The following is an 11,834-nucleotide window of genomic DNA, read 5'->3' as shown; positions in this document are numbered from 1 at the left end:
CTTCGCAACGGTCAGAAGCAGACCAGCAGATAGCCGTCCTGCCTGGTGACACCGGCGGGCATCGTTTCGGCCAGGGCGTCCCCCGCCGCCTGCTGTTCGCCGGTGGGACGGGGATACACATGACCCAGCTCCTCCATGAGCAGGTACATCTGTTCATGGCTGCCGAAGGCCGTCTGGGCCCAGTTGATGACCAGGGTCTGGGGGTTTTCGTACCGGTACAGAACCCCCTGGGGCCCGTCCAGCGCCGTGGCAATGACCCACGCCACCGTGTAGGCGGGGCTGCCCGCCGGGATCTCCGCCCGGGCTTCCAGCTCGGGGGAGAGTTCCACCTCTCCCGTAAAGACCACCGGCACAGTGCCCGTCGGGTCCAGAGCCGCCAGATCGGCGGCGGTCTGTTCCAGAAGGGCCTTTTCATACTGCCAGCGGTCCCGGTCAAAGCGCAGGTCATCGGTCAGTGCCCAGGCCTCGGTGCCCAGCAGGGCCACAGCCAGCAGAGAGCACAGGGCGGCCAGGGGCAGGCTGCGGCGGCTGTCCAGGGCTTTGCCCAGCCACAGCCAGACCACAAAGGGCACAAACACCGCAAAGCACTGGCAGGCCCGGGCCATCTGGGAGCCGGTGCCCTGCAAAAGCCCCAGGGAAAACTGGGAGAGCAGCAGGCACAGCGCCCACAGCCGGCGGCCGCGGCGGGGCAAAGCCCACACCACCAGGGCCAGACAGGCCAGCAGCAGCAGGCCCAACGCCGGCACGGCCAGCGCCTCGGCCCCGTATTTGGTCAGGAATTCCCGCACAGGGATGAGGATAGCATCCCGCACGCTGTCCCGCCGGAACCAGAAGATGGTCTTGGAGGCGCTGCCGTTTTCCCCGCTCACCCCCATCAGGGCACGCAGGGCCGCGGCCATGCCGCTGCGCAGCACCAGGGCGGCAGCCAGGGGCCACAGTCCCCGCAGAGCCATGCCCAGACCGGCCCGCAGGGACCGGGGCGGGGCCGCCAGCAGCAACAGGAACACCAGGGTGAGCCAGACCGGGGCGAAGGACTCATACAGTCCCAGAGCAAACATCAGGCAGAGCGCGGCACCCGCCCCGCCGGACAGGCCGCGGCGCCAGCCTGCCGCCATCTCCGGCCAGACCAGGCAGGCCCCCAGCACGCAGAGCAGATACCCCAGCCCCACCCCGCACTGGTTGGAGTACATAAGGATCTCCCCATGGTAAGGCCAGAGGAGAAGCCCGCCCGCCAGAAGAAGCACTCCGGGCAGAGCCGGCTGCCGGCCGGAAGCCGTGTATACCAGGGCCGCCAGCAGCACCCCGGCCAGGAGCAGGCAGAGGGCAAAGAAGAATTCCGGCCAGAATCGCTGGTAGGTCATGATGCCGGTGGCCGCCTGGAGCAGCCAGACGGTGAACCGCCCCTGGCGCAGGAATTCCCCGCCCTGCTGGTAGGTGGCAATGGCCAGATCGTCCATGTCCACGGCGGGCACGGCCATGGCGTAGCCGTAGCCCAGGGCCGCCAGCGCCGCCAGCACCGCCCACAAAAGCGGACGGCGGGCCAGGGCGGCCAGATTGGACCAAACCGGATTGTGTTGTGTCTGTTTCATCCTTTTATCCTTTGGCCGGAACGGGGGTCCGGGTGTTTTTGCGGCGATATACGCCCAGGGCGATCAGGCCCGCCAGGATCAGCAGACTGACGGCCTCGGCGGCGCGCCAGAACCAGGGTTCGGCATAGGACACCCGGATGGTGCCGCTGTATCCCGCCGGGACATCCACCCGGACCATCTTGCTCTCCGGGTCCTGGGTCACGGTCAGGGCATTGCCCGCCTCATCTCCGGCCTGATAGTAGGGATAGTACAGGATGGGCACGGTGACGGTGCCCCCGTCGGTACTCTGGCAGGTGAAGGTGGCGGTCAGGCCGCTGAGGGAGCTGTCGGTGAGCGTCACCCCGTCGGCCTCGATGGTCCGGGGACCGCCGAAGTCGGTTTTTTCGGTGCCGGCAGGCAGGTACTCCCCTGCCCCGGCGTCACAGGAATCCAGGGCTGCGGCGCTGTAGCAGAACAGGGTCTCGTTGTCGGTGAGGGCGGTCTGCACAAAGCCGCCCCAGCTGAAGAGGGTGAGCACCAGCAGCACCCCCGCCGAAAGATTGCGCAGGTCCGGCCGGTCAGCCAGCAGGCAGAGGGCACAGGCCCCCGCCAGGGCCCAGAACCAGGTGGCCGGACTGAGGAACCGCCAGACATACTGCACCATGGCCACCAGCTTGCCCAGGACCGGGTTCAGGTTGTACAGGTTGTCCCAGGGGAAGATGTCGCTGGCCAGGACCAGGCAGACCAGGCCTGCCCACAGGCCGAAGCTGCCCAGGCGCCAGACGGGATTTTTCCGGTCGCCCCGGCCCATGGCGGTGACCAGCACGAAAAGACCCGCCGCCAGCAGCAGGGTCAGGCCCAGGCCGATGGCCATCTCCTCATAAGTACCCTGGTCCAGGCCCAGGTTGTACCGCTCGGCCACGCCGCTGAAGGAAAGGCCCAGCATCTGGCCCAGGAAGGCGGCGGTGTTGTGGGGGCCGGAGCTTTCCTGGGTGGTGATGACCAGATCCCCCCGCATGTAATCGAACAGGGGCAGCAGGAACCACAGGTTGAGCAGGGCGGTGATGCCCACCACCTTACACAGCGGGAAGAAGGTGTTTCTGCGCAGGGTCCGGCGCAGCAGCACCACACAGCTGCCCAGGGTGAGCATGCCCACGATCTCGCAGCTGAGCAGATGGGTCTGGATCAGGCCGGTAAAGCCGATGACCGCCGGCAGCCAGACAAGGGGGGCGGCTTTGGCGCCGTCCGGCTGGGTGAAGATCTTCCACAGCCCGTAAAATACCAGGGGCAGGAAAAGCATGGCGGTGTATTCCCCCACGGCCCCCCGCAGATAAATGTTGATGATGCGGTAGATGGACAGGGTGTACAGCACGCTGCCGAAAAGGGCGGCCCAGTGATTTTTGAGCATCCGGCGCAGGCAGAACCAGCTGACCAGGGCGGTGCCCATATTCACCGCCACCACATACACCTTGTAGGCTCCCTGCACCGTCACCCCGAAGAAGCGCAGCAGCGCCGGGAAGTAGAGGAGCAGTTCCCCGTAAAAGACCGACACCGCATACCCCCGGCCGTCCAGCCAGAAAGGCTGGATGCGCACCGGCAGCTGTCCGGCGGCAATGCCCTGGGCCAGACCTTCGATGCGGTTGAGGTGGAACTGCAGGTCATGCCCGGGGATGAGCCCGCCGGTGAGCAGCGGCAGGGAGGCAATGAGGACCGCCCCGCCCAGGCCCAGGGCCGTGACCGAAGCCCGGGGTCCGCCGGGGAGCACCAGGCGCCCGGACCAGAGCAGCCAGATCAGGTCCGCCGCTGCGAAAAATACCAGCCGGCAGAGCAGATTGTACCAGGAATAGGCCTGACTGTAGGAAATGACGATGCTTTCCAGGGTAAAGCCGCTGCCGCCGGTGGCGATGCGCAGGGTGGCCTGCTGCTGGTCGCTGGGCACCAGTGCCTGGAAGGTCACCGCCCGCATGCCTTCCCGCAGGGTGACGGTATCGGCCTGGGCGGTGGATTTGTAGAAATAGCAGGTCACATCGTCCCCGCCGCCCAGGTAGGCCACGGTGACGTTGTACATGCCCGGTTCCAGTTCCAGCCAGCGGGTGGCCAGCACTTCTCCCGAAAGCCCCGCCTCCACCTCGGTGCCCTGGGTGGTATGGGTGATGCCGTGGTCCAGCATGTCTCCCATGCTGTCGCTGAGCAGGGTGGTGGTGCCCCGCACCGCCCGGTCCTGCACAAAGCCGCCCACCAGAAAGACCGCTTCGATGAGGATGACCGCCCACACCAGCCAATGGCGCGGCAGCCGCTTCTGCAGGGCCGCGCGCAGGTTTTGCCGCATCAATATACTTCTCTCCTTCAACGGGATATTTGCCATGATATGCGAAAAGAGCCCCCGTGGCTGCGGGGGCTCCGTGTTTTATTTCGCGGCCAGATTGACCAGCTTGCCCTTGACGTAGATCTCCTTGACCAGCGTCTTGCCGGCCAGGGCTTCGGTCACGGCGGGCTCCGCCTTGGCGGCGGCGATGGCATCGGCGGCTTCCACACCGGCGGGAACCTTGATGCGGGCCTTGATCTTGCCGTTGACCTGCACCGCGATCTCGATGGTCTGCTCGGTGCACTTGGCCTCGTCGTACTTGGGCCAGGGGTGGTAGGCCAGACGGTCCTCGTGGCCCATCTGCTCCCACAGTTCCTCGGTCATATGCGGGGCGAAGGGGTTGAGCAGCTGCAGCAGCACCTCGTACTCGGGACGGGTGGCGCCGCCGGCATCGGACAGGGCGTTGACGTAGATCATCAGCTGGGCGATGGCGGTGTTGGCCTTCAGGCTGTCGATGTCCTCGCCCACCTTCTTGATGGTGCGGTGCATCAGGGATTCCAGTTCGGGGCGCACGCCGCCCTCCACCAGCTTGTCCCCCATGGCCCAGATGCGGTCCAGGAAACGCTTGCAGCCCTTGATGGAGGAGGTGTTCCAGGGCGCGGCCTTCTCAAAGTCGCCGATGAACATCTCGTACAGGCGCAGGGTATCGGCGCCGTACTCGTCCACCACGTCGTCAGGGTTGACCACGTTGCCCAGGCTCTTGGACATCTTGACCACCGGGTGTTCGGCCATTTCGCCGTACTGTTCCACCAGGTGTTCCCGGGCAGCCTTCTCGGAGCCGAACTCCGCCACCAGCTTGCGCTGTTTTTCGGCGGGCAGGTTCACAAAGCTGTGGGGGTTGAGACCCAGGATCATGCCGTGGGAGGTGCGCTTGGCGTAGGGCTCCTTGGTGGGGACCACGCCGATATCATACAGGAATTTGTGCCAGAAACGGCTGTACAGCAGGTGCAGGGTGGTGTGCTCCATGCCGCCGTTGTACCAGTCCACCGGGCTCCAGTATTCCAGGGCTTCCTTGCTGGCGATGGCATCCTTGTTATGGGGATCCATGTAGCGCAGGAAGTACCAGCTGGAACCGGCCCACTGAGGCATGGTATCGGTCTCCCGCTTGGCGGGGCCGCCGCAGCACGGGCAGGTGGTGTTCACCCATTCGGTGTGGCGGGCCAGAGGGCTTTCGCCGTTTTCGCCCGGTTCAAAGTCCTTGATCTCGGGCAGGCGCAGGGGCAGCTCGCTTTCGGGCAGGGGCTGCCAGCCGCACTTTTCGCAGTAGACCATGGGGATGGGTTCGCCCCAGTACCGCTGACGGCTGAAGACCCAGTCGCGGAGCTTGAAGTTGACCTTCTTGCAGCCCTTGCCGTTCTCTTCCAGCCAGGCGTACATCTTGTTCTTGGCATCCTCCACCGACAGGCCGGTGAGGAAACCGGAGTTGACCAGGGTGCCGGTGGCCACGTCGGTGAAGGCACCCTCATCCAGGTTGGCCGGGGTGGTGCCGCGGACGACCTCCACGATGGGCAGGCCGAACTTCTTGGCGAACTCCCAGTCACGGGTATCGTGGGCAGGCACGGCCATGATGGCGCCGGTGCCGTAGGTGGCCAGGACGTAGTCGGAGATAAAGATGGGCACGGTCTGGCCGTTCACCGGGTTGACCGCCTCCACGCCCTGGATGCGCACGCCGGTCTTTTCCTTGTTCAGCTCGGTGCGCTCGAACTCGGACTTGCGGGCGGCTTCCTGCTGGTAGGCGGTGATCTCGTCGGGGTTCTTGATGAGCCCCGCGTCCATCCACTTCTTCAGGTAGGCATGCTCGGGGGAGACGACCATATAGGTGCAGCCGAACAGGGTGTCGGCGCGGGTGGTGTAGACGGTGAGCACATCACCGGCAGTGGTATCGAAGTTGATCTCGGCGCCGTGGCTGCGGCCGATCCAGTTCTTCTGCTGGGTGGAGACGCGCTCGATGAAGTCCAGGCCGTCCAGATCGTCGATGAGGCGGTCGGCATAGGCGGTGATCTTCAGCATCCACTGGCTCTTGACCTTGTGGACCACGGGGCTGCCGCAGCGCTCGCACACGCCGTTGACCACTTCCTCGTTGGCCAGGACCACCTTGCAGCCGGTGCAGTAGTTGACGTTGGTCTCCTTCTTGTAGGCCAGACCCTTCTTGTACAGCTGCAGGAAGATCCACTGGGTCCACTTGTAGTACTCGGGGTCGGTGGTGTTGATCTCACGGTCCCAGTCAAAGGACAGGCCCAGGGCCTGGAGCTGGCTCTTGAAGCGGGCCACGTTCTTGGCGGTGACGATCTCGGGGTTGATGTGGTTCTTCAGGGCATAGTTCTCGGTGGGCAGGCCGAAAGCGTCCCAGCCCATGGGATACAGCACGTTGTACCCGCACTGCCGCTTTTTGCGGGCCACAATATCCAGGGCGGTGTAGCTGCGGGGATGCCCCACATGCAGGCCGGCGGCGGACGGATACGGGAACTCTACCAGCGCATAGAATTTCGGCTTGGAATGGTCGATCTCGGCGTGGAAGGTGTGTTCATCCTGCCACACCTTCTGCCATTTGGCTTCCACAGCTTTGAAGTCGTACTTCACGGTTGATCTCTCCCCACTATTTTACAAAATGGTATTTATTCGGCCGGTTTCATCCATTCGGCGGCGGGCATTTCGGCGGCGTCGGCCCAAAGGTGTTCCAGGTCGTAATAATCATGGGCTTCCTTGGTGAACACATGCACGATGACAGTGCCGTAGTCCAGCAGCACCCAGCGCTTGCCGTCATGGCCTTCGCTGCGCAGGGGATGCACCCCCTGCTGGGACAAAGCGAAGTCCGCCTCGTCCGCCAGGGCGCCCACATGGGTGGTGGAAGTGCCGGTGGCAATGACGAAGTAATCGGTGACGGTGGTCAGGTCCTCGACCTTGAGCACGCGGATGTTCAGTGCCTTTTTGGCGTCCAGAGCACGGGCCAGTTCGATGGCCAGGGTCTTGCTATCCATAAATCTGTTCTCCTTTTATTTTGCATGCAGGCGCTCAGGCGGCCTGGTCCTCGCTGGAGGAGTCGGCGGAATCGGTGCCTTCCTCTGTGGAGGCAGCGTCCCCTTCAGGAGCTGCGGTCGGGGTGTCGTAGACATACTCGCTGCTGGTATCCACGCCGGATTCCTGCGCAGCGTCGTTGACCTGCTCGTTGATGGCGGCCATGAACTGCACGTTGGGGTCGGAAGCTCCTACGCCGCTGACATCCAGCACGTTGTCCACCACCTGGAGCTCGCTGGCATCCACGGGACCGGTGTTTTCACGGTAATAGGTGTTGAGCAGGTCGGCGGTTTCCTGGCGGGCCACCACGACCACGTCGTTGCCGTTGTAGGTGATGCCGCCCATATACACCGGCACCTGGGCCAGCATGATCTTGTCACTGGAAACGCTCATCAGGCTGACCGCCACACTGATCAGGTCGGAGATGCTCAGGCTGGTATCCACCATGCTCAGGTAGAAGGGCAGGTTCTTGGCGATATCCCACGCGGTCATGGAGCGCAGCTTGGCGAACATGGCGGCGTAGAAGTAGCGCTGGGTGTTCAGGCGGCCCAGGTCGCTGTTGGCGTAGCTGTGACGGTTGCGCAGCAGGAACTCCGCCGCGGCGCCGTCCAGGTTGCGGTAGCCCTGTTCCAGGGCACTGCCCTTGTAGGACATATCCTGGGGAATATAGCAGTACACACCGCCCAGGATATCCACCAGTTCCACCAGTTTTTCCAGCCGGATGCTCACATAGCCGTCGATGGAGACCTGGAACTCCTTGCTGACCTCCTCGCACAGGGCGTTGAGGTTGTTGTAGCCCTTGGAGCCCTGGGTCTTGGCAATGGCGTTGATCTGGTAGTTGCCGGAATAGCTGGAGTCGGTGGTGACGAAGATGTTGCGGGGGATCTGCAGCATCTTCACTTCCCCGGTCTCATTGTTGAAGTGCATCCACATGATCATGTCGGTCATGCCGTCATTGCTCTGGGAGTCTTCCCCGGAGCCGTCCTCGGTGGAACGGTCGATGCCCACCAGCAGGATGTTGATCTCCTTGCCGGCAAATTCCTTGGGGGTGTTCAGCAGCTGGTTGAAGGTGATGTTGCCGCCGGTTTCGGGGCGCAGGGCGTTCATGATCAGGGCCACGGTGACACCGAAGATGAGCACCAGCACCAACAGGGTGGACAGCAGGATCTTCCACCAGGTACCCTTTTTCTTTTTCTTGCCGCCCTTTTTGCCGCTGCCGTCATCGCCGCGGCCTTTGCGGCCCTTGCCGGGGCCCTTGGGGGGCTGTCCGCCGGCGGAAGCGCCGCCGCTGCGGCGGCCGGAGGCGGAAGAGGCGGAACCGCTGCGGGCGGAACCGGACGTGCTGCGGGAGGATGCCCGGGCCGACGGCTGTTCGGCCGCGGCGGCCGGCTGGGCGGCCCGGGCGGCCTGACGGGCTTCGAACTCGGCGTCGCCGTCAAAATCATAGGCAGGGCGCTCGCCCTGGGCGGAACGCAGGTCCAGATGCTGCACCTGGGCCCGGGCGCCGGCGGACGCCTGCTTGGCGGCGGCCTGACGGCGCAGGGCCATGGCCTGACGCTGCGCCATGGTCAGGTTTTCTTCCCCGGACTGGGGCTGGGCCGCACGCTGTACCGGCCGCTGGGGCTGAGCCGCAGGCTGGGCCGGCTGGGCGCGGTGAATGGTGCGCTGGGGCTGGGCCTGCTGACGGGGGTCGGCAGGCTGCTGGGCGTAGCGGGCCGTGTGCTGCACCGGCTGATGGATGGTGCGCGGGGCCGTCTGTGCGTTCTGTGCCTGACGGGCAGCCTGATACCGCTGCACATCGGCCGGCTGTACCGGCGTAAACTGGCGGCTGCGGCGGCTGCTTTCGGCAGCGGCCATGCGGGCGCGGCGGCGGGCTTCCTCCAGCTGGCTGGAAGAGGCGGCGGCGCCGGAGGTGCGGATGGTGCGCTGTGCGTCGCCGGCATGATACACCGTGCGCTGGGCGTCACCGGTGTTCAGTTTGCGTGGTTCGCTCATGGGCGTCCTCCCTTTTTGGTGGCGGGGTGCGGCGGACGGGCCGGAGCATCCCTTTTGGGAATATGGTATGTTCATCCTTTTTGGGCGATGCGTTCCTGCAGGTCCTCACAGGCCGCTACGGTCTGGGGGTCCAGTTTTCCGCCCTTCTTTTTCACAAAGGCAATGCTCTGCTGCAGACTGTGCAGCAAAGCCAGATCCAGGTCCTGCATCTCTTCCTGCCGCAGCCGGTCCACGCCGGGGTAATCCCGCTCGGCGCTGGTGGCGTCCGCCATGTAGATGATCTTTTCCAGCAGGGTCATGTCGGCTTTGCCGGTGGTATGACACTCGATGGCAGAAAGGATCTCCGGGTCGGTAACGCCCCATTGGGTGGCGCACAGGATGGCGGCGGCAATGCCGTGCCAGACCGGCGTGGGCCGGGACGCGGCATTTTTAGCCATTATAGCATTGTCGGAAAAAATCTGCAACATTTCCTCTTGGGGCAATTCTTTCGCACTGTCATGCAAAAGTGCCGCCAGTGCGGCCTTTTCCTCGTCCGCACCGTAGCGGCGGGCCAGTTCCACCGCCTTATTTTTTACATTTACGGTGTGCTTGTACCGTTTGCGGGACAAACGGCCTTTTACCAGTTCCTGGGCTTCTTCACAGGTCATGTAATACTTCCCTCTTTGTCAAAAAAGTTCGGTTGGGGGCAGGCAGACTGCCTCAGACTGTCAAAAAAATCCAAATCCGTCTCCATCGGCGGACCAGCGCCGACGATGGAGACACCGACAGGGAAATTTTGCGGCAAATTGTGTGCAAGGAGCAAAGCGACGCGTGCGCGGTTTGCCGCAAAATTTTGTCGAGGGGGATTTCAAAAGGGGGAATAGGCCCGTCAGGCAATTGCCGTGCGGGACTGTTCCCCTTTTTGCAGCGTGTCGAGTCTCTCGACACGCTGTGGCGGCAGGCAGGCGCCGGGGCTTTACACCCGGTCCCCCAGGCCGTAGAGTCCGTTTTGGCGGATGACGGCCCGCACGGATGCGGGCAGAACCTGCCGCAGGGTGTCGGCATCCAGGGTGCCGGCGCGAATCTGGCTGGACGCGCAGGGCACCGGCACCGCGTGGGCAAAGAGCACCCGCCCGCCGCAGGGGCGCAAAGCGTCGGCGGCAGCGTGCAGGTCGGCGCTGTCGCCCCCGGCCCGACTCTGCACCACCAGGGTGGCCAGGGCCAGGATGGCCTGCCACCGGTGCCACCTTGTAAAGCTGAGCAGCATGTCACTGCCCAGGGCCAGATACAGGGCCGTTCCCGGGTTGGTGTCCCGCAGCATCTGCAGGGTATGCACGGTGTAGCTGCGCCCTTCCCGGTCGATCTCCCACCGGCTGACCTCCACCCGGGGGTCCACGGCGGTGAAACAGCGGCACATGGCCAGACGGAGTTCGGCGGGGGTGGCGCTGGCGGCTTTATGAGGCGGGATGCCCGCGGGCATGACCAGGACCTTGTCCGGATGCACCGCCTCCATGGCCGCCTGCAGATTGTTCATATGCCCTTGGTGCGGCGGGTCAAAGGTACCGCCGTACAAAAGCAGTTTGCCCACCGGTTCCATCAGTCAGCGGGCCGAGGCCAGCAGAGCGGTAAAGTCGGAGTCCTTGTCCTTCTGCAGGAAGAGCACGAACTTGCGGCCGATGACCTGGACGCACTGGGCGCCGGTGGCTTCGGCCAGGATGGCGGCGGCCTCCTTGGCGGAGTATTCGCTGTTTTCCAGCACCTTCACCTTGATGAGTTCCCGGGCGGCCAGACACTTGCCCACCGCTTCGATCATGGCGGGGCCGATCTCCCCTTTGCCCACCTGGAACACGGGGTCCAGAGTGTTGGCGGCGCCGCGCAGGGCCGCACGCTGTTTGCTGGTCAGAGTTTTCATATCAGAAATCCTTTCGGTGTTGGTTGTTTATTCCCCCAGGAAAGCGGGCAGCGCCTGTTCCAGGCGTTCCATGGCCCGTCCCCGGTGGCTGATGGCGTCCTTCTCCCCGTCCGCCAGTTCGGCGTAAGACCGCCGGACGGTGTTGGGGGCGGTGGAACCGTCGGGCAGGCCCACGCAGTCGGGGACAAAAAGCGGATCATAGCCGAAGCCGTTCTCCCCGGTCAGGCCGAAGGCCACGGTGCCGGGGCACTCCCCTTCCACCGTCAGTTCCCGGCCGTCGGGCAGCATGAGGCAGACAGCGGAGACAAACCGGGCGGCCCGCTTGTCCGCCGGGATATCCTGCATGGCATCAAGCAGTTTCCGGTTGTTGGCGTCGTCGTCCCCGTGCACCCCCGCATAGCGGGCGCTGTACACGCCGGGAGCGCCGTTCAGCGCGTCCACGCACAGGCCGGAATCGTCGGCCACGGTGGCAAGGCCGGTGGCTTTGCAGAAAGCTTCCGCCTTGATGCGGGCATTTTCGGCAAAGGTGGTGCCGGTTTCCTCCGGGTCCAGGGTGACCCCCAGCTCCCGCAGGCTTTTCACCGTATGACCGGCCCGTTCCAGGATCCGGCGCAGCTCCTTGAGCTTGCCCTGGTTGTTGGTGGCAGCGCAGAAGATCATGCCTGTTCCTCCTCTTTCTTGGGCAGTTCGGGCAGCAGGGCCTCGGAGAAATCAGTGGCGGAGAAGAAGATCAGGTCGTCGATCTTCTCGCCCACCCCCACAAAGCGGATGGGCAGGCCCAGCTTTTCGTGCACGCCCAGGATGCAGCCGCCCTTGGGGGTGCCGTCCAGCTTGGTGAGCACCACGCCGGTGGCCCCCGCCGCCCGACAGAATTCCTGGGCCTGACTGATGGCGTTCTGACCGGTGATGGCGTCCAGCACCAACAGCACTTCCAGGCTGGCTTCGGGGCTGGCCTTCTTGACGCTGCGGGCGATCTTGGAAAGCTCGTCCATCAGGCCCT

9 protein-coding genes and 1 pseudogene are annotated in these 11,834 nt (G+C 64.4%); all 10 read right to left on the bottom strand.

Annotated elements, in window-relative coordinates:
• Positions 1–11 precede the first annotated feature (11 nt).
• A complete protein-coding gene (locus Q0K17_RS01390) occupies positions 12–1,589 on the bottom strand; it encodes a glucosyltransferase domain-containing protein (protein ID WP_294538976.1) in 1,578 nt (525 codons plus the stop codon).
• Positions 1,590–1,593: 4 nt separating this feature from the next.
• Positions 1,594–3,897 (bottom strand): hypothetical protein, encoded by a 2,304-nt coding sequence (locus Q0K17_RS01385; protein WP_294538973.1) that lies wholly within the window; start codon positions 3,895–3,897, stop codon positions 1,594–1,596.
• Between the two features lie 78 nt (positions 3,898–3,975).
• Entirely contained in the window at positions 3,976–6,513 is a 2,538-nt protein-coding gene (gene leuS, locus Q0K17_RS01380; RefSeq protein WP_294538970.1) for a leucine--tRNA ligase, read from the bottom strand.
• 35 nt (positions 6,514–6,548) lie between these two features.
• The gene (gene rsfS / locus Q0K17_RS01375; protein ID WP_294538967.1) at positions 6,549–6,911 is read right to left on the bottom strand and encodes a ribosome silencing factor; all 363 of its coding nucleotides are present in this window, start codon (positions 6,909–6,911) and stop codon (positions 6,549–6,551) included.
• Positions 6,912–6,945: 34 nt separating this feature from the next.
• Entirely contained in the window at positions 6,946–8,943 is a 1,998-nt protein-coding gene (locus Q0K17_RS01370; protein WP_294538964.1) for an LCP family protein, read from the bottom strand.
• Between the two features lie 71 nt (positions 8,944–9,014).
• The gene (yqeK, locus tag Q0K17_RS01365) at positions 9,015–9,590 is read right to left on the bottom strand and encodes a bis(5'-nucleosyl)-tetraphosphatase (symmetrical) YqeK (protein ID WP_294538961.1); all 576 of its coding nucleotides are present in this window, start codon (positions 9,588–9,590) and stop codon (positions 9,015–9,017) included.
• Positions 9,591–9,898: 308 nt separating this feature from the next.
• The gene (gene nadD / locus Q0K17_RS01360) at positions 9,899–10,519 is read right to left on the bottom strand and encodes a nicotinate (nicotinamide) nucleotide adenylyltransferase (RefSeq protein WP_294538959.1); all 621 of its coding nucleotides are present in this window, start codon (positions 10,517–10,519) and stop codon (positions 9,899–9,901) included.
• A 3-nt stretch (positions 10,520–10,522) separates the two neighbouring features.
• The gene (locus Q0K17_RS01355; protein ID WP_294538957.1) at positions 10,523–10,834 is read right to left on the bottom strand and encodes a YhbY family RNA-binding protein; all 312 of its coding nucleotides are present in this window, start codon (positions 10,832–10,834) and stop codon (positions 10,523–10,525) included.
• A gap of 27 nt (positions 10,835–10,861) precedes the next feature.
• Entirely contained in the window at positions 10,862–11,494 is a 633-nt protein-coding gene (gene rdgB / locus Q0K17_RS01350) for an RdgB/HAM1 family non-canonical purine NTP pyrophosphatase (RefSeq protein ID WP_294538955.1), read from the bottom strand.
• Positions 11,491–11,834: pseudogene (locus tag Q0K17_RS01345) on the bottom strand (signal recognition particle-docking protein FtsY); the annotation flags it as partial. The gene rdgB and the pseudogene Q0K17_RS01345, both read right to left, overlap by 4 nt.

Source organism: uncultured Gemmiger sp. (assembly GCA_944388105.1).
Classification (GTDB): Bacteria; Bacillota; Clostridia; order Oscillospirales; family Ruminococcaceae; genus Gemmiger.
This window is presented reverse-complemented; position numbering and strand designations above follow the sequence as displayed.

What these genes read in the sequence shown, in the direction of transcription:
- Q0K17_RS01390 (WP_294538976.1), bottom strand. Translation starts at nt 1,589, where the DNA reads ATGAAACAGACACAACACAATCCGGTTTGGTCCAATCTGGCCGCCCTG.
- Q0K17_RS01385 (WP_294538973.1), bottom strand. Translation starts at nt 3,897, where the DNA reads ATGCGGCAAAACCTGCGCGCGGCCCTGCAGAAGCGGCTGCCGCGCCAT.
- rsfS (WP_294538967.1), bottom strand. Translation starts at nt 6,911, where the DNA reads ATGGATAGCAAGACCCTGGCCATCGAACTGGCCCGTGCTCTGGACGCC.
- Q0K17_RS01370 (WP_294538964.1), bottom strand. Translation starts at nt 8,943, where the DNA reads ATGAGCGAACCACGCAAACTGAACACCGGTGACGCCCAGCGCACGGTG.
- yqeK (WP_294538961.1), bottom strand. Translation starts at nt 9,590, where the DNA reads ATGACCTGTGAAGAAGCCCAGGAACTGGTAAAAGGCCGTTTGTCCCGC.
- nadD (WP_294538959.1), bottom strand. Translation starts at nt 10,519, where the DNA reads ATGGAACCGGTGGGCAAACTGCTTTTGTACGGCGGTACCTTTGACCCG.
- Q0K17_RS01355 (WP_294538957.1), bottom strand. Translation starts at nt 10,834, where the DNA reads ATGAAAACTCTGACCAGCAAACAGCGTGCGGCCCTGCGCGGCGCCGCC.
- rdgB (WP_294538955.1), bottom strand. Translation starts at nt 11,494, where the DNA reads ATGATCTTCTGCGCTGCCACCAACAACCAGGGCAAGCTCAAGGAGCTG.